The organism is Dongia sp., assembly GCF_041909655.1.
In the GTDB taxonomy this organism is placed as follows: Bacteria; Pseudomonadota; Alphaproteobacteria; order Dongiales; family Dongiaceae; genus Dongia.
In genome coordinates this window covers 282,200-307,045 of sequence record NZ_JAYRDA010000006.1, presented here as the reverse complement: position 1 = coordinate 307,045, position 24,846 = coordinate 282,200, and the positions used below count along the sequence as shown (strand labels likewise).

The following is a 24,846-nucleotide window of genomic DNA, read 5'->3' as shown; positions in this document are numbered from 1 at the left end:
TTGTCCTCGATTGTCTCAGTTCTTGGATGCCAGCAAGCCGCGCTGCGCAAGGTTCTGCATCAGGGCCCCGGTTCCGAATGTCCAGGGCGCCACGTCATGGCAATAGCGCACCCGATTGACCAGCGCCCCCAGTTTCGGCGTGGCGATGGTGACGATGTCGTCGATCTTGTGGGTAAAGCCCATGCCCGGTGCGCCGCGATCCTTGATCGGCGCGAACATGGTGCCGACATAGAGCACCAGGCCATCGGGATATTGATGGTTCTTGCTCAGCGTCTGCCGTGCCAAATCGGTGACATCGCGGCTGATCAGCGCCATGTTGGAATGATCGTCCAGCACGAATTGATCGAGCCCCGCCACCTTCACGCTGAGTTCCGCCTGTCGCAGATCGTCGAGCTTGTAGGTCTCGTCGATGAGGCGAATGAACGGCCCCAGAGCGGCCGAGGCATTGTTGTCCTTGGCGCGGCCCAGCAGCAAAGCCGAGCGACCTTCGAAATCGCGCAAATTCACGTCATTGCCCAAAGTGGCACCGACGATCTCGCCCTTGGGGTTGATCGCCAGCACGATCTCGGGTTCCGGATTGTTCCAGCCGGATTCATGGTGGATGCCGATATCGGCCCCCGTGCCGACCGAGGACATGGGCTGCGATTTTGTGAAGACCTCGGCATAGGGGCCGATGCCGACTTCGAGATATTGCGACCACATGCCCCGCTCGATGAGGGCCTGCTTCAACCTTTCGGCTTCCGGCGAGCCCGGCTTGATGCGCCGGAGATCGCCACCGATTTCCGTGGCGATCACCTGACGGATGCCGTCGGCGGCCTTGGGATCGCCCTTGGCGCGTTCCTCGATCACGCGCTCCAGCATGCTGGCGGCGAAGGTGACGCCGCAGGCCTTGATCGCCTGCAGATCGATGGGCGAGAGCAGATAAGGCTTGGTTTCGTCGCGGCTATCGGGCGGCGTGTTCGCGAGAATATCATCGAGCGAGCCGAGCACCGGCGCCTTCGCCGCCGCGGCGCGCGCTGCCGCCACCGGGTTATCGCTCGCCAGCAGGGCCGATATGGTGGCGAAGGACGCGGTCAGATCTTTCAGCCCGGCATCCGTCACCAGGACGACACATGGCCCACCCGGTTTGCCCGGCACCCAGACGCGGCCCAGCAGGGTTCCGGCGATCCCGTCATCAGGCAGAACGGCTTCAGCTCTCAAGGCAATATTCATCGAACTTCCCATCTCACGGTCGTTGCGCGCCATTGGCGCTGACATAAACAGCATAAAGCGACGAGGTCGCGGTGATGAAGAGGCGGTTCCGCTTTTCGCCGCCGAAGGTGAGGTTGCTCACCATCTCCGGCAGCTTGATGCGACCGAGCTTGGCCCCTTCCGGACTGTAGCAGATGACACCGTCCTGGGCCGAGGTCCAGACATTCCCCTGGGTATCGACACGGAAGCCATCCGGCACGCCATGCTCGATCTCGGCGAAGACCCGCCCCTTGCCGAGCTTGCCGCCCTCGCCGACCTCGAAGGCGCGGATATGGTGCGGTCCCTTCTCATCGTGAGAGCGGCCGGAATCGGCGATGTAGAGGATCTTTTCGTCGGGCGAGAAAGCGAGACCGTTCGGCTTCACGAAATCATCGATGGCGATGGTGACGGCGCCCGATTGCGCGTCCACGCGATAGACGTGGCAGCCGGTCTGCTCAGATTCCGCCCGCTCGCCCTCATAATCGCTGAGGATTCCATAGGAAGGATCGGTGAACCAGACGCTGCCATCGGATTTCACCACGACGTCGTTGGGCGAGTTGAGGCGCTTGCCGTTATAGCGATCGGCGACCACCGTGATTTTACCGTCGGCTTCGGTGCGCGAGACGCGGCGCGTCAGATGCTCGCAGGTGACGAGCCGCCCCTGGCGGTCGCGGGTATTGCCATTCGAGTTGTTGGAATAGGCGCGGAACACGCCGACACCCAGGCCCGGCACCCAACGTAGCATGCGGTTCTCGGCGACATCGCTCCAGACCAGATAATTGCCGTCGCCGAACCAGACCGGCCCTTCCGCCCAGCGGCAGCCGTCATAGAGGCGCTCGACCTTGGCAATCGGAACCGTGAGCGCACGAAAGCGCTGATCGTAATATTCATAGGCGTCGCTGACCATGGACATGGCTCTCTCCCCTACCGCTTTTGCTGCTCGCCACCACCCGCCAGGGTAATGACGCCGATGATGATGAGGCCGGTCAGGATGAGACGCAGCCCGGCGCTGGCGCCGAAGGTGTTGAGCATGGTCACCAGCAGATACAGGAACAGGGCGGCGCCCCAGATCCCCGGCACATTGGCGCGGCCGCCGGCGACTGAGGTGCCGCCGATGACCACGACCGCGATCGAGGCCAGCAGATATTCCTCGCCCATATTGAGCGACGAGCCGCCAGAAAATCCTGAGAGCAGCAGGCCGGAAAGCCCCGCCAGCATCGCCGACATGACATAGGTCATAAGCCGCGTGCGCTCGACATTGATCCCCGCCAGCCAGGCCGCGCGCATGTTCTGCCCCACGGCCAGCACCGAGCGGCCGTACATCGTCCGCGCCAGCACGATCCCCATGATCGCGGTAAAGACCAAGCCGACTAAGGCCAGGATGGGCACGCCCGCCACCTGCGCCGTGGTGAAATCGGCGAGGACCGGCGGCGGCTTGATACGGAGGCCACGCCCATAGGCGATGGCGGTCGATTGCACCAGGAAGCTCGCCGACAAGGTGGCGATGATCGGCGGGATGCGCAGGAGGCGGATGAGCAGATAGTTGCACAGCCCCACAGCCACCCCGATGCCCAGCGCCACGACGACGCCCAGCGCGACGAGACTGTCCTGCGTATCCATCAGCTTGGTGGTGACGGCGCCCGACAGGGCCATGGTGGCCGGGATCGACAGATCGACATTGCCGGGACCGGTCGTGATCACGAACATCTGACCCGTGCCGACGATGACCGTGAAGACCGCGAAGGACAAGGCCGCCGTCAGGATCTGCCCGCCGCCGAGACCGCCGGTGAACATCACCGTCGCCAGCCAAACCAACGCGGTCGCGACGAAGGACCAGATCCAGGCGCGGGTGCCGAGGAGACGCAGCAGGTTCATCGCGCCTCTCCCCGGCTGATGAGGGCGCGCAGGGCAAGAACCAGGATCAGGATCGCTCCCTGCGCGCCGATCTGCCAATCCGGCGAGACGCGCAGGAAGATGAGGAAGGATCCGGCCAGGGTCAGCGTGAGGGCACCCAGCACCGCCCCCACCGGCGAGACCCGCCCGCCGACGAATTCCGCCCCGCCCAAAATCGCCCCCGCAATCGAATAGAGCGTATAGCGATCCGCGATATGTGCATCGCCCGAAGTGGTGAGGCCAATGAGCGACAGGCCGGAAAGCACGCCGAAGAAGCCGGCAAGGCCGAACATGATCATCTTGGTGCGCAGCAACGACCAGCCGGCCCGCGCCACCGCCTTGGGATTGCCACCCGCCCCGCGCAAAATGACGCCATAGGAAGAATGCATGAGGGCGAAATGCACGACGAGCGCGATAATGATTGCGGCGACGATCGGGAAAGGCACCAGCGGCACCTGAATCGACATCAGGGCCTTGAGATATTCCGGCGCCTTGCCGCCAGGCGTCGGCAGAACCAGCACCGCGATCCCCAGCCAGACGAAGGACATGCCCAGCGTCACCACGATCGAGGGCAGGTTCCGCAGATGGATGAGCGCCCCCATCGCCGCATAGAGCGCCACACATCCGGCCAGCATCAAGAGCCCCAAAGCAGGCGTGTCATGAAGATAGGTGGCTCCGATCGACGCCACCAATCCGACGAAGGGCCCGATCGAGAGATCGAGATCGTTGACCGTGATCACGAACATCTGTGCGAGCGTCGCCAACGCGATCGGCACGGCATATTGCAGCATCAGATTGAGCCCGAAATAGCTCATGGCCCGGGGCTGCGTATAGAAGATGGCGACGAGCAGAACAGCCAGGGACAAGGCCGGCAGAGCCGAGCGCAAGAGGCGCGGATTGACGAAGCGTTGCAGCATTCTTACGCCGCCTCATGGAACGAGGCACGCAACACCCGGGCTTCGGTCAGTTCACCGCGCGGAATGTCGTCGACGATGATACCGTTGCGGAAGACATAGACATGGTCGCAATTGCCGAGTTCGTCGATCTCGGTCGTGTACCAGAGGAAGGTACGGCCGCCTGCCGCCTCCTGGCGGATGCGCTCATAGACTTCGAGCTTGGTGCCGACATCGACGCCGCGCATCGGATCGTCCATCAGCACGATTTCGGCATCCGAGCCGAGCGCGCGGGCGAAGAGCGCCTTCTGCTGGTTCCCGCCCGAGAGCGAGAGGATGTTGTTGTCCATGTCCGGTGTCTTGATTTTCATCTGGGCGCGCCAGGTTTCCGCCATGGCGCGTTCCTTGGTTCTATCGAGCAGCAGATGCCGCGCCATCTTGCGCAGCGAACGGATGGTGACGTTCTCGCCGATTGACCAGAGCGGGAAGATGCCGTCGGTCTGCCGGTCGCCGGCGATGATCGCCACCGGCGCCGCCACGTCGGTAAAGAGATCGCGCCGTCTGGCGGCATAGATTTGGAGCAGCATCCGGGTCTGACCATGACCGGCCAGGCCGGCAAGGCCGATGACCTCACCGCGATGGGCGATTAGCGCCCGGTCATTGGGCTGGATGCGCAGGCGCGCATGCACCATCACCGGCCCCCGGCGGCCAACGCTCGCGACCGCCGATTGCGCCGCCGCCTGATGCGCCTCCACCACCGTACCCATGGCAGCGACCAGTGAATCCCGCGTGAATGCGTCGGCGGGCTTTGCCGCCACGACGCCGCCATCCTTCATCACCACGATCCGGCTGCAGGTGCCCAGCACCTCGCCCAGCATATGCGAGATCAGAATGACGCTGGTCCCCGTCGCCACCTGCCGGCGCACGAAGCCCAGCAATTGCTCCGCCGTCACCGCGTCCAGCGACGAGGTTGGCTCGTCGAGAATGACGAGATCCAGCGGCTCGTCGGTCACGGTAAAGGCGCGGGCGATTTCCACCATCTGCCGCCGGCCGATGGAAAGATCGCCGACGATATCCTGCGGCTGGATGTCATGACCGGGGAAAATCTCGGCAAGCTTGGCGCCGATCAGCGCCGCCGCCCGCTTCTTCCAGCCGAAGCCCGTGAGGTGCTTGTGAAAGACACGCGCATTCTCGGCCACGGTGAGATTGGGGCAGAGCGACAATTCCTGGAACACGCAGCGAATGCCGCGCTGATGCGCCACCCGCACATCATAGCCGCGCGTCACATCGGTGCCGGCGACATCGATCCTGCCGGTATCCGGCACCAGAGTGCCTGCGAGCACATTCATCAAGGTGGACTTGCCGGCGCCGTTATGGCCGACAAGTCCCACGCATTCCCCAGCCGCCACGGCCAGATCGACGCCGGCCAGGGCCTTGACGGCACCGAAGCTCTTGGCGATCCCGGCAAGGTCGACGATCTGCCGTGGCGATTGGGTCATCACGATCTCTTACTTGCCGGCGATCACGGCTTTGGCGTCGTCGAGCGAATACTCGACATTGGCGACGCCGCCCTTCTCCGTGGTCTCCAGCGACTTCTCCAGATCACCCTGGTTGATCTGGAGGAACGGCACCACGAGATCCTTCGGCACTTCCTGGCCGTCGAGGATCTGCTGTGCCACCCAGAACGCCAGCGTCGAGACGCCGGGCGCGATCGAGACCGACATGGTCTCATAGCCGTTGGCGTCCTTCTGTTCCTTCCACCAGGCAAGCTCGTCCTGGCGGTTGCCCATGATGATGAGCGGCGTCGGGCGGCCGGCGGCCTTGAAGGCCTGCGCGGCGCCATAGCCGTCACCGCCCTGGGTCACCACCGCCTTCACCTCGGGGAGCGAGGGCAGAATGCCGGCAACGGCCTTCTGCGCCACTTCCTGCGCCCAATCGCCATGGACCGAGCCCACGACCTTGAACTGGCTGTGCTTGGCCACACCCTGCTCGATGCCGGCATGGATTTCGTCATCGACGAAGACGCCGGCAAGGCCGCGGATCTCAAGCAGATTGCCGCCCTCGGGCATGCGCTCGGCCAGATAGTCGAGCTGGATGGCGCCCATCTGCTTGAAATCGACCGCGATGCGCCAGGCACAGGGTTCGGTCACGATACCATCGAAGGAAACGACGATGATGCCGGCATCGCAGGCCTGCTTGATGGCGCCGTTGAGCGCATCGGGCGAGGCCGCATTGACGACGATCGCGTCATAGCCTTGCAGGATCAGGTTCTGGATCTGCGCGGCCTGTTCGGTCACCTGGTTTTCCGAGGTGGTGAAGGCCGAGGCTTCGGCGACCACACCGTCGCTCACGGCTTTGCCCGTCACCTTCTCCCAGCTCTTCAGCATCGCCTGGCGCCAGGAATTGCCGGCATAGTTGTTGGACAGCGCGATCTTCTTGTCCGCGGTATCGGCCTTGGCCGGCATCGTGCCGACAGTTCCGACGCCCAGGACGATCCCCATCGCCGCGAACGAAAGCAGCAAAGTCTTGAAACGCATGTTCTCCTCCCAAATTGGTCTTATGCTTGCGTCACCGTTGATCTGGAACCGGACCGGCAGGATGACGCTGCCGGTCCGGACAGCAATCAGTTCTTGCGCGTGACCCGTCCAATCCGCACCGGCGCCAGCGCCTTGGCCGCGCTGACGGGCGGCGGCTCCTTGGCGCCCAGCAAAGCCGCGATATCGGCCCAGGCTTCGTCCAGCAGCACTTCCATTTCATGCCGTGCCGCTTCCGGATTGTGCGCGGCGATGGTTTCCAGCACGGCGGCATGGCGCGGCAGCGAATGGGTGCGCGCCCCCTTGATCTGGCTCGCCATCTTGAAGCTGAACATGAGGGCGGATTCGATCACATGCCCGGTCGAGGCGAGAAAGGCATTCCCGGTCGCCGCCAGGATCGCCTGATGAAATTTGAGGTCGTTGACGATGCTGTCCTGGCTGTCTTCCTCGGCCGCTTCCATGCCGTCATAGGCGGCGCTGATGCGGGCGAGCTGCGCCGGACTGGCACGTTCCGCCGCCAAGGCCGCCGCCGCCGGTTCCAGAATGCGACGCATTTCGGACAGCGCCACCGCATAGCTTTCCGCCTCCGGCGAGGCGAAGCCCCAGGCCAGGATGTCGGGATCCAGCATGTTCCAGTCTTCGCGCTGCTTCACGCGCGTGCCGATCTTGGGGCGGGAATCCACCAGCCCCTTGGCGGCCAGCACCTTGATCGCTTCGCGCAGGACCGGGCGGCTGACCTGCAATTCGTCGGAAAGCGCCGTTTCGCTGGGCATGATCTCGCCTGGAGAGAAGACGCCGCACAGTATGCGCTCGCCGACCTCCTGCAAGACCTGATGATGCGTACTTTGACGCAAGAACGGGCCGCGCATATCGCGCCCACGCCCGTCGCGCCCACGATTGTCGCGTTTGGACAGCACAGAACCCTCCCGGCAAACTTGCCGCGATCCGACCGATTTTTCTCCCCAATCGATCAAATCCCGGGGCGAGTGCATTTTTTTTCGTCAGGCCGGCCTCGCCGAGCCGCCCGACGTTTATTGTCATACAATATGCTTAAATGCCTCCGGGGTGCCCGTCAAGACGCTGTTTTCAAGGTTGAACCGGCTGCCGCCCCGTGGCTCTATCCCCGCCGTCGATTCACGTTTTTAGGGGAAAGATCATGGCGACTTGTGGCGAGCTTCTGGTGCAATTGCTGGAGGCCTATGGCGTCGACATGGTCTTCGGCATTCCCGGCGTCCATACGGTCGAACTCTATCGCGGCCTGCCGCAGACGAAAATCCGCCATGTGACGCCGCGCCACGAACAAGGTGCCGGGTTCGCAGCCGACGGCTATGCGCGTGTCAGCGGCAAGCCTGGCGTCTGCTTCATCATCACCGGCCCCGGGATGACCAATATCCTCACCGCCATGGGCCAGGCCTATGCCGATTCCGTGCCGATGCTGGTGATCTCCAGCGTCAACCGCACCGAACAGCTCGGCATGGGCGATGGCCGCCTCCATGAACTGCCATCGCAGCGCAACATGGTGGCGGGGGTTGCCGCCTTCAGCCATACCCTGCTGCGGCCTGAACAATTGCCGCAGGTGATCGCCCGCGCCTTTGCCATCTTCCGTGGCGGCCGCCCGCGCCCGGTCCATATCGAAATCCCGATCGACGTCATCACCACGCAGGTTGAGGCAAAGGCGGTGGTGGCGCCGCGCAACATCCCCCTCGCCCCCTCCCCGCGCCATGCCGATCTCGAATCCGCCGTCGCTTTGCTGCGCCAGGCGAAATCGCCGCTCATGGTTCTGGGCGGCGGTGCCGCCGACGCCGCTGCGGCGGCTCAGAAACTGGCCGAGCATCTCGATGCGCCGGTGATCCACACCGCCAATGCCAAGGGCATCCTGCCGCCGGGCCATCCTTTGCGCGCCGGCGAGAACATGGCCTATCCGCCCATCGCCCGCGCACTCCGCGAGGCGGATGTGGTGCTGGCCGTGGGCACCGAATTCGGCGAGACGGAAATGTATCCCGATCCCGAACCCCTCACCTTCAACGGCAAGCTGGTCCGCATCGACATCGATCCCGAGCAATTGGTGCGCGGCTTCGGCGCCGATCTGCCCATCGTCGCCGATGCCAAGGCAGCGCTTGAGGACATCGTGCGGGCGCTGGGCATCGGCGCCACCAAGGCCGACAAGACCACCGCCGGCGCCAAGCGCGCCGCCGCGATCCGCGCGGCATCGAAGACGCATTGGTGGCCCGCCGTGCATCGCCACCAGAAGATCATCGAGGTGGTGAGCGCCGCTTTGCCCGACATGATCCTCGTCGGTGATTCCGCCGAGCCGGTTTATGCCCTCAACCAGAGCTACGAAGCGCCGCGTCCGCGCTCCTTCTTCAGTTCCTCGACCGGCTACGGCACCTTGGGCTACGGCCTTCCCGCCGGTCTCGGCGCCAAGCTGGCGGCACCGGATCGCCCGGTTGTCGTGCTGGTGGGCGATGGCGGCCTGCAATTCACCATCGGCGAGTTGGCCGCCGCGGTCGAAGCGCAGGTGCCGCTCATCATCCTGCTCTGGAACAATGACGGCTATGGCGAGATCAAGAATTACATGGTCGATCGCCAGATCCACCCGATCGGCGTCGACATCTACACGCCCGACTTCCAGACGTTGGCCAAGGGCTTCGGTTGCGAAGCCCGTCGCCCGGCCAGCTACGACAATCTCGCCGCCGAACTGAAAGCGGCAGCAACGCGTCAGAAACCGACAGTGATCGAACTACGCGCGGACGATTCCTATCTCGTCTGATTGATTTGCGGAATCGCGACAGGCCCGGTCGCAACCGGACGAGGTCTTGGCCGCGATTCTCATATCCTCGGCCGCGAGAGGTGCCACGCCGGACCCGGGAGGAGACGGCGCGGAGAATTGGGAAGCCGGTGAGATCCCGGTGCTGCCCCCGCAACGGTCATGGCGGAATGGGCGCGGCCAAAAGCCACTGGACGGATCATCCCGTCTGGGAAGGCGCCGTGCCCGGCTCGACGGAGCCGCCGCCTCAGCCCGGAAACCAGCCTCTGGAATTTTGGTCCGTGATCGCGGTGGGCGATCGGGCGGGACAGCCGCGCGTGCCTGCACGCCATCGGCGCCGACCCATTCCCTCGCTTGCAATCACTCTCGTCAACTGGCCCCGCCGGGAAACCGGCGCGCCGTCGCTTGAGGTGCCTAGAGATGGTTTCGCGTTCCACCCAGATGCTGGTCGAACTCCTCGGCCGAATGCCGAATTTCAGCCTGCCGCAGAATTTCTATACCAGCGAAGACTTCCATCAGCTCGACCTCGAACACATCTTCTACCGCGAATGGCTGTTTGTCGGGCATTCCTGCGAAATCAAGAAGCCCGGCGATTTCATCACCGCGAAGATCGGCGCCTATCCGATCATCGTCACCCGCGGCCAGGACAAGGTGATCCGCGCCTTCCACAACATCTGCCGCCATCGCGGCCAGCAGCTCTGCACCAAGGACAAGGGTTCCGGTGCGAAGCTGGTCTGCCCCTATCACCAATGGACCTACGATCTCGACGGCCGCCTGGTCTTTGCCCGCGACATGATGAAGGAGATCGACGTCAAGAAGTTCGGCCTCAAACCCGTGCATTGCGAGGAAATGGCCGGCTATATCTTCATCAGTCTCGCCGACCAGCCGGTGCCCTTCGCCGAGTTCCGCGCCCAGGCCGAGCCCTATATGGCGCCGCACAATCTCGCCGATGCCAAGGTCGCCTTCACCTCGACCATCATCGAGAAGGGCAATTGGAAGCTGGTCATCGAGAACAACCGCGAATGTTATCACTGCACCAGCAACCACGCCGAGCTTTGCCGCGTCTATTCCGACAGCCCGACCCTCACCGGCGTCGATCATGTCGAGGAGGACAATCTCATCGCCGCCCATGCCCGGCGCTGCGAGGAGATGGGCCTGCCCAGCCAGTTCAAAATCTCGGATAACGGCCAGTACCGCACGGCGCGCATCCCCTTCAGCAACAAGGCCGTCTCCATGACCATGAACGGCCAACCCGCCGTCAACCGGCGCCTCGGCGATTATCCCAGCGACGATCTCGGCTCCATGCTGCTGTTCCATTTCCCCAACACCTGGAACCATCTCCTCGCCGATCACGCCTTGAGCTTCCGCATTCTGCCGATCAGCCCGACGGAAACAGAAGTCACCACGAAATGGCTGGTACACAAGGACGCCGTCGAAGGTGTGGATTACGACATCAAGGCCCTGACCGAGATGTGGCTCGCCACCAACGACCAGGACCGCAAGATCGTCGAGGACAACCAGAAGGGCATTCTCTCGCCCGCCTACGAACCCGGCCCCTATTCCACGCTCCACGAAGGCGGCGTCATCCAGTTCATCGATTGGTATCAGCGCCTGATCACGCCGCGTTTGAAGAGCGTCACGCAATCCAACCGGAACGTCGCCTGATGAACGCGCCGCAGCCCTTGCGCTTCTGGAACGCCGCGACCACGAAACTCCGCTGTGTTGCCATCGCAACGGAAGCGCCGGATGTGAAGACCTTCCACTTCGCAGCCGAGGACGGCGCCTGGTTCCGCTACCAGCCGGGCCAGTTCGTGACGTTCGCTTTGCCGGTGCCGGGCAATACCGTCTATCGCACCTACACGCTTTCTTCGACGCCGACCCGACCCTTGCGGGCGAGCGTCACCGTGAAGGCGCAGAAGGACAGCATCGGCACGCGCTGGCTGCTGGATCATTTCCAGGTAGGCGAGAGTCTGAGTGCCGTCGGACCGGCCGGTGATTTCACCCTGCCGCCAAACCCCGAGAAGCTGCTCTTCATCTCCGGTGGCAGCGGTGTCACACCGATGCTCTCAATGACGCGCTACCTCCACGACCTTGCCGCTGAAGTTGACATCACCTACCTGCACTTTGCGCGGACGCCCGCCGACCTTCTCTTCACCAGCGAGATCGATGCGCTCGCCGGATTCTGGCCGGCGCTGAAGCCGCGTTTCATTGTCGACGACCCCGCATGCGCCAATTGGGCTGGTCCGGTGGGGCGCCCCAGCGATGCGCTGCTGCGCCAGCTCTGCCCCGATCTCGCCGGCCGCGATGTCTTCTGCTGCGGCCCCGCCCCCTTCATGCAGGCGATGCGTGAGGCTGTGACCACCATCGCCGGATCGCTCGATCGCTACCGCGAAGAGAGCTTCCAGCCCGCGGCACCAAAACCGGTCGAATCAGCGGTGACCACCGACAGTGCCGAAATCCGCTTCACGCAATCTGGCCGCAGCGCCAGTATCGGCGGCACCGAGACGATCCTCGCCGCCGCGCAGGCCGCGGGCATCCCCATCCCCTATGCCTGCGAGATGGGATTGTGCGGCACCTGCCAGGTGAAAAAGATTTCCGGTGACGTGGTGATGAACCATGACGGCGGCATCACCGACGACGCCATCGCCGAAGGCTATATCCTCGCCTGCTGCTCGCGCCCGGCCTCGGGCACGATCGAGATCGACCTCTAGAAGCCGTAGAGCTCGGCCGGGTTGTCGGCGAGGATGCGCTGCCGCGTTTTCTCGTCCGGCGCCCAGTCAAGCAGCAGATCGAGCTGGGCCGCGTCGTCCGGATAGCCGATCTTCTCGGCCAGGGCATGGGGCCAGTTGCTGCCCCAGATGACGCGTTCGGGTGCCGCCTTCACAAGGATGCGCATCAGCCGGCCCACATCCTCGAAACGCGGCGCGCCCTCCTTCGAGGATTCATAGGCGCCGGCGATCTTGACCCAGCAGCGTCCGGTCTCGACCAGACTCAGCAATGTCTTGAACGCGGCACTGTCCGGCTCCACCGGCTCCAGAAACTTGCCGCAATGATCGATCACGTAATTCACCGGCAGGCGGCGCAATTGGGCCTCGTGCTCAGGCAGATTGCGGCCGTCGAGCTGCACGATGGCGCTCCAGCCGAAAGGCTTCACCCGTGCCGCCATCTCGTCCATCTCGGCAAAACCCAGGGTCCCGCCCAGCATGGTCATGAAGCGGATGCCACGTGCACCCTTGCGCGTGTAGTCCTCCAATTCGGCATCGCTGATGCCGGGCTTCACCACGACCACACCCCGCGCCATCTCGCCCAGGGCCGCGACCCCGCCCATCGTGGCGCGGTTGTCGGCGCCATAGGCATTGGGCTGCACCACGATGGCGCGCTCGATGCCCAGCCATTTCATCACCTGATGATAATCGGCGACACTTGCATCAGGCGGGTTGAGCGTCCCCGGCAGCGCCGGATAGGTCTTGCTGTAGAAATGCATATGCGTGTCGCAGGTGCCGCGCGGCGCTTTCAGCTTCGGCGGCGTGCCGGTCAGGGTACGAATGAGGGCCATCTTCTCTCAGCTCACGATGAATCGGTCGAGGGTTGTCGGATCCGGTGCAAAGCCAAGGCCTGGCGCATCAGGAATGGCGACCCTGCCGGCTTTCGGCAGCGGGGAATCGATCCCCACCCAGGCAGCGGGTTCGATGAACAGGAATTCCAGCATGCCGATCTCCGGCAACAGCGCCGCCAGTTGCAAACTCGCCCACCAGCCCGGTCCCGAGTAAGGGCAATGCGGCATCAATTGTTTACCCGCCGCCTTGGTCGCTTCCGCGACCTGGAAGAATTGCAGAAATCCGCCCACCGTGGGGACGCTCGGCTGGATGTAGGTGATCACGGGGATGAGATGCTTGAACTGAAAAGCCGTCGAGGCATTCTCGCCCGCCGCCATCGCCATGCCGAATTCCCGCTCCAGGCGGCCCAAAGTCGCAAAGTCCTCCGGCGGCCAGATCGGTTCCTCGACCCAATAGAGCTCCAGCTCCTTCATGCGCGGCAGCAGCACATGCGCCTGATCCAGCGACCAGTTGCAATTGACGTCGGTGGTGAGGCGCAATGCCTTGCCCCCGGCATCGCGCGCCGCCGTGATCGGTTCGTCAGCGATCTCGTGGAGCTTCACATCGCTATAGCCCTGGCGCAACGCCGCCTCGGTGACACGCGCCACCGGCAAGGCTTCGCCATAACGCACCAGGCTCGCATAAGCCGGCACATGATCGCGCAACCGCCCGCCCAGAAGCCGCGCCAGCGAGAGATTCTCGCGTTTGCCCGCAATGTCCCACAGCGCCATCTCGATCCCCGACCAGGCGAAGATGGTGATGCCGTAGCGACCCTGGATATGAAGCTGCCTTTGCATCTCGCGGCTCAAGGCGGCGATGTTGTCGCAAGCCTGACCGATGAGGCGCGGCTTGAACATGTCCATCACCGCCGCGCGGGTAGCCGTGGCACAGGCATAGGCGAAGGCCTCGCCCCAGCCGACCAGACCGTCATCGGTTTCGACCCGCACCAGCAAGGTATCGCGCTGCACCCAGCCCCGCGGCTTGGTGCGAGGCCCGTTGTAATAATCCTCGAAGGGGATGTCGAGCAGCAGGGTGTCGAGGCGCGCGATCTTGGCCATGTTCAAAGTTCTTTCCGCAGGGCCTCGAAATCGGCCGAGAATTCCTGGCTGCAGAACGGCCCGCCCTGGAAGAAATCGCTGACCGGATCGGGCGCCAGCTTCGCCTGCCCGTCGAGCGCTGCCTGCAGCATGGTTTCGGAATCGCCGCTGGGCTTGTAGCCATAGCGGTAAGCTGCCGAATTGTCCCACCAGCCGCGGGTATTGGCCGAGGCGCCGTAGAAGATCTCGTGGCGCAAATCGGGATGTTCCAGGCCGATCTGGATCAATTGAACGAGATCCTCCGGCTTCAGCCAGATCGAGAGCCGCCGCACATCCAGCGGCACGTCGCCGAAATTGCCGATGCGCAAGCACAGCACGCGCAGACCATATTTATAGGCATAGAGGGCGCCCAATGCCTCGCCGCAGGCCTTGCTGACGCCATAGCGCGTATCGGGCAAGGCGGTCACGTCGGTACCGATGCGCTGGCCGCGCGGATAGAAACCAACCACATGATTGCTCGACGCAAAGACCACGCGCTTCACCCCCTGGCGCCGCGCCGCCTCGAAGATGTTGTAGGTGCCGGCGATATTGGCCTGCAGGATCGTCTCCCATGGCCCCTCGATCGAATGGGCGCCGAGATGGATGATGCCATCCACGCCGTCCACTGCCCGCTCAACCTGCACCATGTCGGAAAGATCGGCCGCCACGAATTCCTCATCGGCGCGGAGATCTTTGGGTGCAGCGAGATCGGAGAGGCGGAGATGCGGGTAATGCTGGGGCAGCATCTCGCGCAATCTGGTGCCGACGCCGCCGCTTGCTCCGGTGAGGAGAACTTTCATGCCGAAATCTCCCGAAACTCTATTGCGGCCCAAGCCGATCGATCAGGGCCTTGAGCGCCGCGCGTTCGTCGGCATTGCAATCCATCAGCGGTGTCCGCACCGGTCCGGCACCATGGCCCACCAGATCGGCCCCTGCCTTCACGATGCTGACCGCATAGCCCGGCCGCCGGTTGCGGATCGCCGCATAGGGCATGAAGAATGTGTCGAGAAGACCATTGAAGGTCGCTTCGTCGTTGCTCGTGATGGCACGGTAGAAATCCATCGCCGTCTTCGGGATGAAATTGAACACCGCCGAGGAATAGACCGGGACACCCATGGCCTTGTAGGGGGCGGCGAAGAATTCCGCCGTCGGCAAACCGCCCAGATAGGCGAACCGATCGCCCATGCGCCGCCGCACCGAGACCATGAGTTCGAGATCGCCGATCCCATCCTTGAAACCGATCAGATTGGGGCATTCCGCGGCCAGCTTCTCCAGCGTGTCGGGGCCCAGCCGGCAAACGCCGCGATTATAGACGATGACACCGATCTTCACCGACCGGCAGATCGCCGCCACATGGCGCGAGATGCCCTCGGAATCCGCCTCGACCAGATAATGCGGCAGGATGAGGAGACCAGCGGCTCCCGCCTTCTCGGCTTCCCTTGCATAGGCGATGGCCTGGCGTGTGCCATAGCCGGTGCCGGCGATGATCGGCACCTTGCCCTTGCAGGTCTCCACCGCGGCACGGATCACGGCCGGATATTCATCGGGTGCCAGCGAGAAGAACTCACCCGTGCCGCCCGCCGCGAACAAGGCGGTGGCACCATAGGGCATCAGCCATTCCAGCCGCGCCCGGTAGCTCTTGGCGTTGAAATCACCGGCGGCGTCGAAATCGGTCACCGGAAAAGACAACAGGCCGGTGCCGATCGCTGATTTCAATTCTTGGGGATGCATCGCATTTCCTTGGGCAAACGGATCGAGGGAATAAGGTTCAGGATTCGCCGGCGGCCATGGCCTGGCGCAGGCGCTCGCGCGAATTGCTGAGATGGAGGCGCATGGCCGAGCGGGCCATTTCCGAATCCTGCCGCAGGATCGCCTGATAGATGTCCTCGTGCTCGCGGTTGACGCGACGCAGATATTCGCTGCGGTCATCCTGGAAATAGCGCGAGGTCTGTACCCGGGCGCGGGGAATCAGCAGCGACCCCAGATAGCTGAAGAGATGCGTGAAATGCGAATTGCCGGTCGCCTCGGCGATGGTGCGGTGGAAATCGAAATCGGGCGAGACCGCATCCTGCGAGGCATCGATCGCCGCCGTCATGCGGTCGAGCGCCTCCCGCAGCTTCACAATATGCGTCTCGTTGCGGCGCTGTGCCGCCAGGGCGGCCGCATCGGATTCCAGCGCGATGCGCAGCTCCAGCACCGCGATCACGTCCTTAATGAGATTGAGGCTGGTGCCCTCGATGCGGAAGGCCTGGGTGGTATCGGATTGCAGGACAAAGGCCCCCACACCCTGCTGCGAGGCAACGAGGCCCGCCGCGCGCAGGCTGGAAATCGCCTCGCGCACCACCGTGCGGCTGACCGCGAATTCCTCGATCAATTCCTGCTCGGTCGGCAGCCGGTCGCCGGTTTTTAATTGGCCGCTGCGAATGCGCTCGGTCAGCGCCTTCACAAGTTGCGATGTCAGTGTTTCGCGCTGGCGCAAGGCCGTCACTCTCAAATCCTCCCGCAAGATCGCGCCAACTCATCGGTCGGGCGCTGCAGGGCCATTTTCTAGCATCCTTTAAGACGTATGACAACTGAAGCCATTCGCCTCGCCATCGTATCGCAGATGCAAAATGTCATGCTGCATTTGCTCATGTTGTCATGTTAACTTTTTAGCCAATTAATACAGCCATTACATTCAATATGGATTCAATCTACCCACGACTTAAGTCGGCTTGACCAGGTTATACGGTTATCATACAACTTGCCTCGGATACCCCCAATAAGACGAGCGGCGATCTATGCAATCGCGCGCCGACGAGGAGGAGACCCCAGATGACAAAACTCACCCGCATCATTGCCGGGCTCGCATTGTCGATGACATTGGCCGGCACCGCTTTCGCCACCGAATTCCGCTCGTCCGACGTGCATCCGGATGATTATCCGACCGTCATGGCGGTGAAGAAGATGAGCGAGTTGATCGCCGAACGGACCGGCGGCAAGCACACGATCAAGGTGTTCGGCCAGAGCGCGCTCGGTTCAGAGAAGGACACGGTCGAGCAGGTGAAGATCGGCGCCCTCGATCTGGTCCGCGTCAACGTAGCCGCCTTCAACAACATCGTGCCAGAGACCATCGTCCCGGCCTTGCCCTTCCTGTTCAATTCCAAGGAACATATGCGCAAGGCGCTGGATGGCGAGGTGGGCGAGAAGATCCTGGCGGCTCTTGAATCGCAGGGCTTCATCGGCCTCGCCTTCTATGATAGCGGCTCACGTTCCTTTTACACGACCGAGAAACCGATCAAGAGCGTGGCCGACATGAAGGGCCTGAAGCTCCGCGTGCAGCAATCCGACCTTTGGGTGACGCTAATTGAATCCCTGGGCGCCAACCCGACGCCCCTCCCCTATGCCGAGGTCTATACCGCGCTGAAGACCGGCATCGTCGACGGGGCCGAGAACAACTGGCCCTCATACGAATCCTCGAAGCATTTCGAAGTCGCCAAGAATTACAGCCTCACCGAACATTCCATGTCGCCGGAATTGCTGGTCTTCTCGAAGGTGGTCTGGGACACGCTTTCGCCTGAAGATCAGGCCGTGATCCGCCAGGCGGCCAAGGATTCAGTTCCCTATATGCGCGAATTGTGGGATGCGCGCGAGGCGAAATCGCGCGCGGCGGTGGAAGCCGGCGGGGCCACCATCACCAGCGAGATCGACCGCCAGAGCTTCATCGACGCGGCCCAACCGGTCTATGACAAGTTCGCCGCCGACCCCGCTCTCCAGGCATTGATAGAGCAGATCCGCGCCATCCAGTAACCGGCATACACAGCACGGCCGGGAGAAAATTCCATGCTGAAATGGCTCTCAACCATCAATGCCTGGATCTCCCGGCTGTGCATGTATGTGGCGGTGGCGGGCCTGCTGGCCATCGTCGTGGTTGTGGCGTGGCAGGTTTTCGGCCGCTACGTCCTCAACAACACGCCGACCTGGGCCGAGAGCCTGGCGCTGGTCCTGGTGCTTTACGTCACCATGTTCGGCGCCGCGGTGGGCGTGCGCGATGCGCGCCATATCGGCCTTGATTCCCTCGCCTTCTTCGTGCCCGACCGATACCACATCTGGTTCGAACTCACTTGCCACGTCCTCGTGGGCCTGTTCGGCCTCATCATGGCCTGGAACGGCGGCAAGCTCGCGCAATCGGTCATGACCTACAAAATCCCCGTCCTCGGCCTCTCCGAAGGCCTCAATCACATTCCCCTCGTCATCGCCGGCCTGCTCATCTTCCTCTTCTCCATCGAGCATATCCTGGCGCTGCTTGCCGACACGAAGGTCGAACCCTCTTGGCATTGATCATCCTCTGCGTCAGCTTCCTCGTCCTCCTGGTGATCGGCGTGCCGGTGGCCTTCGCCATCGGCCTTTCCGCGGTCGCCACCATCCTTTATGAGGGCCTGCCGCTCGCTGTCGTGTTCCAGCGCATGTCCTCCGGCATGAACATCTTCTCGTTCCTCGCGATCCCCTTCTTCATCTTCGCCGGCGAATTGATGCTCTATAGCGGCGTCGCCGACCGCATCGTCAATTTCGCGCGCAATCTGGTGGGCCATATCCGCGGCGGCCTCGGCATGTCGAATGTGGTGGCCTGCACGCTTTTCGGCGGCGTCTCCGGCTCGCCCGTGGCCGACGTCTCGGCCATGGGCTCGGTCATGATCCCGATGATGAAGCGCGAAGGTTATGACGCCGATTACGCGGTCAACGTCACCACCCATGCCTCGCTGGTGGGCGCCCTGATGCCGACCAGCCACAACATGATCATCTATGCCCTGGCGGCCGGCGGCCATGTCTCGATCGCCGCCCTCATCGTTGCCGGCCTGGTCCCGGCCGCGCTGCTCACCATCTGCATGCTGGTGGCGGCCTATCTCGTGGCGCTGAAGCGCGGCTATCCCGCTGGCATCTTCCCCGGCTGGGCGCCGGTCTGGCGCTCGCTGGCCGCGGCCATTCCCGGCCTTTTCGTCATCGCCATCATTCTGGTGGGTATTCTCTCGGGCGTGTTCACGGCGACGGAATCGGCCGCAGTCGCGGTCATCTATTCGATTTTGCTCGGCGTCTTCTTCTACCGGACACTCCGCTTCGAGCATCTGATGAAGGCGGCGGCCAAGGCGGTGAAGACCACCGGCATCGTGCTGCTCCTCATCGGCATCTCGAATGCCTTCGGCTATCTCATCAGCCTCTATGGCGTGGCACAACTCACCGCCGATTTCCTCAGCCAGATTTCGACCTCGCCCTTCGTCATCTTCTTCCTGGTCAATTTGATCCTGTTCCTGCTCGGCACCTTTCTCGACATGGCGGCCACCATCCTCATCTGCACGCCGATCTTCCTCCCCATCTGCATGCAGATGGGGATGGGTCCGGTCCAGTTCGGCATGGTCATGCTGATCAATTGCGCCCTCGGCCTCAACACACCGCCGGTCGGGACGACCCAGGTGGTGGGCTGCGCCATCGGCGGTGTCTCCGTGGCCGACGTCATGCGCACCATCATGCCCTTCTACGGCGCCCTCATCGCCGCCCTCTTCCTCGTCACCTATGTCCCGGGCTTTGCCGAATTCCTGCCCAATCTGCTGCTGGGGGATTGAGGCATCGGAAGTGCGGCCGAGTCGCCGCGCATCGGCGCTGGCCGGGACAAGGTGACGCAGCGATCCGCCCGCCACTCTTTCTCGGCGATTCCCTCGATCTTCCGCCCAATTTCCAGTGTCCCGGCGCCCGACACACCATCGTGAGCGGGAGCCGTCTCCAACCGCCCTGCCTTGCCCGATTATTCGGTTGCTCCTTTTCCGGCGCGAACGTAGATATCTGGGCATTACAGTGGATTGGAAGCTTCTGGCATGTCGGATCAAGTCATCCCCTTGGCCCGGGTGAATTTCGGGCCTGAGGAGGAAGCCGCCGTTGCGCGCGTTCTGCGTTCCGGCTGGGTTACCCAGGGCCCGGAGGTTGCGACCTTCGAGCAGGAATTCGCCGCCTTCTGCGGTGCCCGGCATGCCGTCGCCGTGTCGAATTGCACGACTGCCTTGCATCTCTCGCTGCTGGCCAATGACGTGGGGCCGGGCGACGAGGTCATCACGGTCAGCCATTCCTTCATCGCCACAGCCAATGCCATCGTCCATGCGGGGGCGGTGCCGGTCTTCGTCGACATCCGCCTCGACGATTTCAACATGGATCCGCAGCTTATTGTCCAGGCCATCACGCCCCAGACCAAGGCGATCCTCGCCGTCCATCAGGTGGGGATGCCCTGCCGCCTGGAAGCCATCGCCGCCGTCGCACGCGAGCATGGCCTGCGCCTGATCGAGGACGCCGCCTGCGCCGCGGGCAGCGAGCTCTTCGCCGACGGTGCCTGGATGCGGATCGGCAAGCCAATCGGCCAGGCGGCCTGTTTCTCCTTCCATCCCCGGAAATTGCTCTCGACCGGCGATGGCGGCATGATCACCACCGATGACGATGCCATGGCGGCACGGCTGCGCCTGCTGCGCCAGCACGCCATGAGCGTCAACGATCAGAAGCGCCACCAGTCGAACGCCGTCGTGTTCGAGGAATACACCGAAATCGGTTTCAATTTCCGCCTGACCGACATCCAGGCCGCGATCGGCCGCTGCCAGTTGCAGCGCCTGCCGGTCATGATCGCCCGCCGCCGCGACCTCGCGGAGAAATATCAGCGCGCGCTCTCGGTCATTCCCGGGCTGGAACTGCCCAAGGACCGCAACGACACGCGCACAAACTGGCAGAGCTATTGCGTCCTGCTGCCGGCGGGCGCCGATCAGCGCCGCGTCATGCAAGCCATGCTCGATGCCGGCATCGCCACCCGGCGCGGCATCATGAACGCCCATCGCGAGCCGGCTTATGCCGGCGGCCCCCATGCCGCGGGCATTCGCTTCCCCCTGCCGCAATCGGAAGCGGCGCAGGATCGCGGTCTCGTCCTGCCGATGTTCGACACCATGACCGAGGCGCAGATCGACCGGGTCGCCACCACCCTCAACGCGGCCCTGCAAACCCCGGAGCGGAAAAGCGCCACATGCTGAAATATGGAATCATCGGTTACGGCTATTGGGGGCCGAACCTCGCCCGCGTCTTCAATCAGGCCGCCGGCTCGACTCTGGCCGCGGTGTCCGACCAGCAGGCGAAGAACCGCGACCGGGCGCTGGGTCTTTACCCCAAGATCCGCGTCTTCGCCGACGCGCTCGAGATGATCCGCGATCCCGAGATCGACGTCATCGCCGTGGCGACGCCGGTCTCGACCCATTTCGCGCTGGCCAAGGCGGCACTCGAGGCCGGCAAGCATGTGGTGGTAGAAAAGCCGCTCTGCGCAACCGCGGCCGAGGCCGAACAATTGGTCGAGCTGGCGGCGAAGAAAGGCCGCCAGATCCTGACCGACCACACCTTCGTCTATACCGCGGCGGTCCGGCGCATGGCGCAGATGAGTGCGGCGGGCGAGCTCGGCCGCGTGCTCTATTACGATTCGACCCGCATCAATCTGGGTCTCTTCCAGAGCGATGTGAACGTCATCTGGGATCTGGTGGTGCATGATTTCGCCATCCTGCAGAGCCTGATGCCGGCGGCACCCACGGCGATCAGCGCCACGGCGCTCGACCCGATGGGATCCAAGCAGGCGAGCCTCGCTTACGTCACGCTCTATTACCCCGGCAATGCCGTTGCCCATATCCACGCGAGCTGGCTGGCACCGGTCAAGATCCGCCAGATCATCGTCGGCGGCGATCGTTCCATGGTCGTCTATGACGACATGAACCCCTCGGAGAAGATCCGCATCTACGACAAGGGAATCGAACTCATCCACGACACCGAGCGGGAGCGGGCGCTGAAGGTCGATTACCGCATCGGCGACATGCGCGCACCCCATCTCGACAGCCGCGACGCCCTCTCCGTCATGGCCGAACATGCCAACGACTGCTTCACGGCCAACAAGCCGCCGCTGACTTCCGGCGAGGTCGGCCTCAACATCGTACGCCTCCTTGAAATGGCGGATGCCTCGGCACGCCAGGGCGGCCTCATCCTCGAACTCTGAGTAGCGCAATCATGGTGCCATTCCTCGACCTGAAGAGCCAATACGCGGCCATCAAACCGGACGTCGACAAAGCCGTCATCGACGTGCTGGAAAGCGGCCAATATGTCCTCGGCCCCGCCGTCGCCAGATTCGAAGCCGCCTTCGGTGCCGCCTATGGCATCAAGCACGCGATCGGCTGCAGCTCGGGCACGGCCGCCTTGCATCTGGCGCTGCTCGCCGCCGGCATCGGGCGCGGCGATGAAGTCATCACCACCACCATGACCTTCATCGCCACCGCGACCGCCATCGACCTGGTGGGGGCGACACCGGTCTTTGCCGATATCGAACCCGACACCGCCTTGCTGGATGCCGGCCGCATCGCCGCCGCCATCACGCCGCGCACCAAGGCGATCATGCCCGTGCATCTCTATGGCCAATGCGCCGACATGGGTGCCATTCAGAGGATCGCCGACCAGCACGGCCTGATCGTGATCGAGGACGCGGCCCAGGCGCACGGCGCCAAGCTCGGCGACCGCTTCGCCGGCACGATGGGCCGCATGTCCTGCTTCAGCTTCTATCCGGGCAAGAATCTCGGCGCCTATGGCGAGGGCGGCCTCGTCGCCACATCGGACGATGCGCTGGCGACCAGGCTGCGCATGCTGCGGGATTGGGGCCAGGACCGGAAATACAATCACGTCATCAAGGGCCTCAATTACCGCATGGACGGTGTCCAGGGCGCCGTCCTCGACATCAAGATGCGCCATATCGAAGCCTGGACCGAAGCCCGGCGCCAGGTCGCCGCCTGGTATCAGGAAGCGCTCGGGAACACGCCCGGCATCACCCTGCCGGTCGAGCGCGCCGGAAGGCGCCATGTCTGGCATGTCTATGGCATCCTGGTCGCCCCGCAGCAGCGCGAGGCCATCATGGCGGGCCTCACCGCGCGGGGCATCGGCACCAATCTCCATTATCCGACGCCGGTGCATCTGCAGCCCTGCTTTGCCGAACTCGGCCGAGGCCGCGGCAGCTTCCCCCTGGCCGAACATCATGGCGCCGCCGAATTGTCGCTGCCGATGTTCCCGGAAATGACCCGGGCCCAGGTCGACGAAGTGGCCAAGGCCCTGCGCGAGGTGATGGCGGAAGTCACCGCGAAGGTGCCGGCGTGAACGCCCAGAACCTTCGCGTCCTGGTAACGGGCGGCGCCGGATTCATCGGCAACGAGGTCGCGCGCCAATTGGTGGCGCTGGGCGCCCAGGTGACCGTGGTCGACAATTTCGTCAACGGCAAGGACGCCAATCTCGCCGATATCGATCCGCAGCGCCTGACCGTCGCCCGCAATGACATCCGCGACGAGGCCGCCATGGCCGGATTGATCAAGGATCGCGATCTGATCCTGCATCTCGCCTGCCTCGGCGTGCGCCATTCGCTGCATGCGCCCCTGGAAAACCATGCCGTCAATGCGACGGCGACTTTGGCGCTCCTCGAACTGGCGCGCAATGCCGGCATCAAGCGCTTCGTCTATGTCTCCTCCTCCGAGATCTACGGCACCGCGCGCACGGCGCCGATGACCGAGGAACACCCGCAATTCCCGATGACCGTCTATGGCGCGGCGAAGCTCGCCGGCGAGCGTTATACCGACGCCTATTGGCGCACCTGGCGTTTCCCGACGACGGTGATCCGGCCGTTCAACGCCTTCGGCCCGCGCAGTCATCACGAGGGCGATAGCGGTGAGGTGATCCCGAAATTCATGCTGCGCGCGATGGCCGGGAAGCCCCTCATCGTCCATGGCGACGGCACCCAGACGCGCGATTTCACCTTCGTCGCCGACACGGCCCGGGGCATCATCGAAGCGGCCCTCCATGAAGGCACGATCGGCGAGACGCTCAATCTCGGCAATGGCCGCGAAGTCTCGGTGAATGACCTTGCCAACCTCATCGCGCGCGTCCTCCCTGGACGCAACATCCAGGTGGAACATGGGCCGGACCGTCCGGGCGATGTCCGCCGCCTGATCGCCGACAGCAGCAAGGCCCAGCGCCTGTTCGGCTTCAAGCCGCGCATCACGCTGCAGCAGGGGCTTGAGGCCCTGCGCGACTGGTATCTGGGCAGCGGTCAGAATCCTGACGATCTGCTGGCCAGCGAACGCCCCATCAATTGGGACGCGCCCGCGCGTTAGGATGTCCGGGCGCTAAGAAGGCTACGCTTTCGCCTTGGCCTTGCGCGTATCGCCGATCACCTTGGCGGGATTGCCGGCGACGATCGCATAATCCGGCACATCGCGCGTGACCACCGCGCCGGCGCCCACCAAAGCGAAGCGGCCCACGGTGAGGCCGCAGAGAATCGTCGCATTGGCCCCGATCGCCGCCCCTTCCTTCACCAGGGTCGGCACGACTTTCCAGTCGCTGGCATCCTTCAGCGAGCCATCGGCATTGACCGCCTGGGGGACGGGATCGTTGGTGAAACAGGCATGCGGCCCCACGAACACACCATCCTCCAGGGTGACGCCCTCGGGAATGAACACAAAAGCCTGGATTTTGCAGCGCCGCCCGATCCGCACATCCCGCCGGATTTCGACAAAGGCCCCGACCTTGGTCTCGTCACCGATCGAACAACCGTAAAGATTAACCAGGTCCGGCTGAAAGACCTGAACGTTCTGGCCGAGTTTGACGTCGTTCTTGATCAAAGGAAGCGCCCCACTTCTTGTCTTCGGTTCGGTCCTTCCTGGACCCCGATTCGCCGGGAAACTAGGTAATAGATGCGACAACGTCTACCCTGGATTTCCACATTCTTCAGATGGTAAATTGGTTTTGTGTCTTGTAGAAGAACTTCAATAGGTTAGAGGCATCGAA

At 63.5% G+C, this 24,846-nt stretch carries 23 protein-coding genes and 1 riboswitch; of the genes, 10 read left to right on the top strand and 13 right to left on the bottom strand.

Annotated elements, in window-relative coordinates; translation table 11 throughout:
• Nucleotides 1–15: 15 nt before the first annotated feature.
• The 7 genes from ACE3PR_RS14680 to ACE3PR_RS14650 form a co-directional block, all read right to left on the bottom strand.
• Nucleotides 16–1,212, bottom strand: a complete 1,197-nt coding sequence (locus ACE3PR_RS14680; RefSeq protein ID WP_374373317.1) for a fumarylacetoacetate hydrolase family protein — start codon at nt 1,210–1,212, stop codon at nt 16–18.
• Between the two features lie 13 nt (nt 1,213–1,225).
• Nucleotides 1,226–2,143 (bottom strand): SMP-30/gluconolactonase/LRE family protein, encoded by a 918-nt coding sequence (locus tag ACE3PR_RS14675; RefSeq protein ID WP_374373315.1) that lies wholly within the window; start codon nt 2,141–2,143, stop codon nt 1,226–1,228.
• Between the two features lie 11 nt (nt 2,144–2,154).
• Nucleotides 2,155–3,105 carry an ABC transporter permease gene (locus ACE3PR_RS14670; protein WP_374373313.1) on the bottom strand — a complete coding sequence of 317 codons (951 nt, stop codon included), beginning with the start codon at nt 3,103–3,105 and terminating at the stop codon, nt 2,155–2,157.
• Nucleotides 3,102–4,040 (bottom strand): ABC transporter permease, encoded by a 939-nt coding sequence (locus ACE3PR_RS14665; protein ID WP_374373310.1) that lies wholly within the window; start codon nt 4,038–4,040, stop codon nt 3,102–3,104. Before ACE3PR_RS14665 ends, ACE3PR_RS14670 begins: the two co-directional genes overlap by 4 nt.
• 2 nt (nt 4,041–4,042) lie before the next feature.
• Nucleotides 4,043–5,515 (bottom strand): sugar ABC transporter ATP-binding protein, encoded by a 1,473-nt coding sequence (locus tag ACE3PR_RS14660; protein WP_374373307.1) that lies wholly within the window; start codon nt 5,513–5,515, stop codon nt 4,043–4,045.
• Nucleotides 5,516–5,524: 9 nt separating this feature from the next.
• Complete coding sequence (locus ACE3PR_RS14655) at nt 5,525–6,553, bottom strand: ABC transporter substrate-binding protein (RefSeq protein WP_374373305.1); 1,029 nt, start codon at nt 6,551–6,553, stop codon at nt 5,525–5,527.
• 86 nt (nt 6,554–6,639) lie between these two features.
• A complete protein-coding gene (locus ACE3PR_RS14650; protein WP_374373303.1) occupies nt 6,640–7,467 on the bottom strand; it encodes a FadR/GntR family transcriptional regulator in 828 nt (275 codons plus the stop codon).
• A 239-nt stretch (nt 7,468–7,706) separates the two neighbouring features.
• On the opposite strand from ACE3PR_RS14650, the gene ACE3PR_RS14645 reads away from it, so the two are divergent.
• The 3 genes from ACE3PR_RS14645 (at nt 7,707) to ACE3PR_RS14635 (ending at nt 12,028) form a co-directional block, all read left to right on the top strand.
• On the top strand, nt 7,707–9,320 hold the full coding sequence (locus tag ACE3PR_RS14645) for a 5-guanidino-2-oxopentanoate decarboxylase (protein ID WP_374373301.1): 1,614 nt from the start codon (nt 7,707–7,709) through the stop codon (nt 9,318–9,320).
• A 61-nt stretch (nt 9,321–9,381) separates the two neighbouring features.
• Nucleotides 9,382–9,600, top strand: a riboswitch (cobalamin riboswitch).
• A 137-nt stretch (nt 9,601–9,737) separates the two neighbouring features.
• Complete coding sequence (locus tag ACE3PR_RS14640; RefSeq protein ID WP_374373299.1) at nt 9,738–10,982, top strand: aromatic ring-hydroxylating dioxygenase subunit alpha; 1,245 nt, start codon at nt 9,738–9,740, stop codon at nt 10,980–10,982.
• Nucleotides 10,982–12,028 (top strand): 2Fe-2S iron-sulfur cluster-binding protein, encoded by a 1,047-nt coding sequence (locus ACE3PR_RS14635; RefSeq protein ID WP_374373296.1) that lies wholly within the window; start codon nt 10,982–10,984, stop codon nt 12,026–12,028. The genes ACE3PR_RS14640 and ACE3PR_RS14635 overlap by 1 nt, the downstream gene beginning before the upstream one ends.
• Here the strand turns inward: ACE3PR_RS14635 and ACE3PR_RS14630 are convergent.
• The 5 genes from ACE3PR_RS14630 to ACE3PR_RS14610 are packed head-to-tail and all read right to left on the bottom strand — an operon-like array spanning nt 12,025 to nt 16,477.
• Entirely contained in the window at nt 12,025–12,873 is an 849-nt protein-coding gene (locus tag ACE3PR_RS14630) for an amidohydrolase family protein (RefSeq protein ID WP_374373294.1), read from the bottom strand. The genes ACE3PR_RS14635 and ACE3PR_RS14630 overlap by 4 nt on opposite strands.
• Nucleotides 12,874–12,879: 6 nt before the next feature.
• On the bottom strand, nt 12,880–13,971 hold the full coding sequence (locus ACE3PR_RS14625) for a mandelate racemase/muconate lactonizing enzyme family protein (protein WP_374373292.1): 1,092 nt from the start codon (nt 13,969–13,971) through the stop codon (nt 12,880–12,882).
• Between the two features lie 2 nt (nt 13,972–13,973).
• Nucleotides 13,974–14,789, bottom strand: coding sequence for an NAD-dependent epimerase/dehydratase family protein (locus ACE3PR_RS14620; protein WP_374373289.1), 816 nt, complete (start codon nt 14,787–14,789; stop codon nt 13,974–13,976).
• A 19-nt stretch (nt 14,790–14,808) separates the two neighbouring features.
• Nucleotides 14,809–15,720 (bottom strand): 5-dehydro-4-deoxyglucarate dehydratase, encoded by a 912-nt coding sequence (gene kdgD / locus ACE3PR_RS14615; RefSeq protein ID WP_374373287.1) that lies wholly within the window; start codon nt 15,718–15,720, stop codon nt 14,809–14,811.
• 37 nt (nt 15,721–15,757) lie between these two features.
• A complete protein-coding gene (locus ACE3PR_RS14610; protein ID WP_374373285.1) occupies nt 15,758–16,477 on the bottom strand; it encodes a FadR/GntR family transcriptional regulator in 720 nt (239 codons plus the stop codon).
• A 326-nt stretch (nt 16,478–16,803) separates the two neighbouring features.
• Between ACE3PR_RS14610 and ACE3PR_RS14605 the strand changes: the two genes are divergently transcribed.
• From ACE3PR_RS14605 to ACE3PR_RS14575, 7 genes are all read left to right on the top strand, one after another.
• Nucleotides 16,804–17,778: a TRAP transporter substrate-binding protein gene (locus tag ACE3PR_RS14605; RefSeq protein WP_374373282.1), complete on the top strand. Its 975-nt coding sequence runs from the start codon at nt 16,804–16,806 to the stop codon at nt 17,776–17,778.
• 33 nt (nt 17,779–17,811) lie between these two features.
• On the top strand, nt 17,812–18,309 hold the full coding sequence (locus ACE3PR_RS14600; RefSeq protein WP_374373280.1) for a TRAP transporter small permease: 498 nt from the start codon (nt 17,812–17,814) through the stop codon (nt 18,307–18,309).
• Nucleotides 18,300–19,586: a TRAP transporter large permease gene (locus ACE3PR_RS14595; RefSeq protein WP_374373278.1), complete on the top strand. Its 1,287-nt coding sequence runs from the start codon at nt 18,300–18,302 to the stop codon at nt 19,584–19,586. Before ACE3PR_RS14600 ends, ACE3PR_RS14595 begins: the two co-directional genes overlap by 10 nt.
• 249 nt (nt 19,587–19,835) lie before the next feature.
• The gene (locus ACE3PR_RS14590; RefSeq protein WP_374373276.1) at nt 19,836–21,023 is read left to right on the top strand and encodes a DegT/DnrJ/EryC1/StrS family aminotransferase; all 1,188 of its coding nucleotides are present in this window, start codon (nt 19,836–19,838) and stop codon (nt 21,021–21,023) included.
• Nucleotides 21,017–22,024, top strand: coding sequence for a Gfo/Idh/MocA family protein (locus tag ACE3PR_RS14585; protein ID WP_374373274.1), 1,008 nt, complete (start codon nt 21,017–21,019; stop codon nt 22,022–22,024). The genes ACE3PR_RS14590 and ACE3PR_RS14585 overlap by 7 nt, the downstream gene beginning before the upstream one ends.
• An 11-nt stretch (nt 22,025–22,035) precedes the next feature.
• Nucleotides 22,036–23,166 carry a DegT/DnrJ/EryC1/StrS family aminotransferase gene (locus ACE3PR_RS14580; RefSeq protein ID WP_374373272.1) on the top strand — a complete coding sequence of 377 codons (1,131 nt, stop codon included), beginning with the start codon at nt 22,036–22,038 and terminating at the stop codon, nt 23,164–23,166.
• Nucleotides 23,163–24,173: a GDP-mannose 4,6-dehydratase gene (locus tag ACE3PR_RS14575; protein WP_374373270.1), complete on the top strand. Its 1,011-nt coding sequence runs from the start codon at nt 23,163–23,165 to the stop codon at nt 24,171–24,173. Before ACE3PR_RS14580 ends, ACE3PR_RS14575 begins: the two co-directional genes overlap by 4 nt.
• Before the next feature lie 21 nt (nt 24,174–24,194).
• On the opposite strand, the gene ACE3PR_RS14570 is transcribed toward ACE3PR_RS14575, so the two are convergent.
• Nucleotides 24,195–24,680, bottom strand: coding sequence for an acyltransferase (locus ACE3PR_RS14570; RefSeq protein WP_374373268.1), 486 nt, complete (start codon nt 24,678–24,680; stop codon nt 24,195–24,197).
• Nucleotides 24,681–24,846 lie beyond the last annotated feature (166 nt).

Excerpts from the sequence above, each read along its gene's own strand:
- ACE3PR_RS14680 (WP_374373317.1), bottom strand. The coding sequence starts at position 1,212 with ATGAATATTGCCTTGAGAGCTGAAGCCGTTCTGCCTGATGACGGGATC.
- ACE3PR_RS14675 (WP_374373315.1), bottom strand. The coding sequence starts at position 2,143 with ATGTCCATGGTCAGCGACGCCTATGAATATTACGATCAGCGCTTTCGT.
- ACE3PR_RS14670 (WP_374373313.1), bottom strand. The coding sequence starts at position 3,105 with ATGAACCTGCTGCGTCTCCTCGGCACCCGCGCCTGGATCTGGTCCTTC.
- ACE3PR_RS14665 (WP_374373310.1), bottom strand. The coding sequence starts at position 4,040 with ATGCTGCAACGCTTCGTCAATCCGCGCCTCTTGCGCTCGGCTCTGCCG.
- ACE3PR_RS14660 (WP_374373307.1), bottom strand. The coding sequence starts at position 5,515 with ATGACCCAATCGCCACGGCAGATCGTCGACCTTGCCGGGATCGCCAAG.
- ACE3PR_RS14655 (WP_374373305.1), bottom strand. The coding sequence starts at position 6,553 with ATGCGTTTCAAGACTTTGCTGCTTTCGTTCGCGGCGATGGGGATCGTC.
- ACE3PR_RS14645 (WP_374373301.1), top strand. The coding sequence starts at position 7,707 with ATGGCGACTTGTGGCGAGCTTCTGGTGCAATTGCTGGAGGCCTATGGC.
- ACE3PR_RS14640 (WP_374373299.1), top strand. The coding sequence starts at position 9,738 with ATGGTTTCGCGTTCCACCCAGATGCTGGTCGAACTCCTCGGCCGAATG.
- ACE3PR_RS14635 (WP_374373296.1), top strand. The coding sequence starts at position 10,982 with ATGAACGCGCCGCAGCCCTTGCGCTTCTGGAACGCCGCGACCACGAAA.
- ACE3PR_RS14630 (WP_374373294.1), bottom strand. The coding sequence starts at position 12,873 with ATGGCCCTCATTCGTACCCTGACCGGCACGCCGCCGAAGCTGAAAGCG.
- ACE3PR_RS14625 (WP_374373292.1), bottom strand. The coding sequence starts at position 13,971 with ATGGCCAAGATCGCGCGCCTCGACACCCTGCTGCTCGACATCCCCTTC.
- ACE3PR_RS14620 (WP_374373289.1), bottom strand. The coding sequence starts at position 14,789 with ATGAAAGTTCTCCTCACCGGAGCAAGCGGCGGCGTCGGCACCAGATTG.
- kdgD (WP_374373287.1), bottom strand. The coding sequence starts at position 15,720 with ATGCATCCCCAAGAATTGAAATCAGCGATCGGCACCGGCCTGTTGTCT.
- ACE3PR_RS14605 (WP_374373282.1), top strand. The coding sequence starts at position 16,804 with ATGACAAAACTCACCCGCATCATTGCCGGGCTCGCATTGTCGATGACA.
- ACE3PR_RS14600 (WP_374373280.1), top strand. The coding sequence starts at position 17,812 with ATGCTGAAATGGCTCTCAACCATCAATGCCTGGATCTCCCGGCTGTGC.
- ACE3PR_RS14590 (WP_374373276.1), top strand. The coding sequence starts at position 19,836 with ATGTCGGATCAAGTCATCCCCTTGGCCCGGGTGAATTTCGGGCCTGAG.
- ACE3PR_RS14585 (WP_374373274.1), top strand. The coding sequence starts at position 21,017 with ATGCTGAAATATGGAATCATCGGTTACGGCTATTGGGGGCCGAACCTC.
- ACE3PR_RS14580 (WP_374373272.1), top strand. The coding sequence starts at position 22,036 with ATGGTGCCATTCCTCGACCTGAAGAGCCAATACGCGGCCATCAAACCG.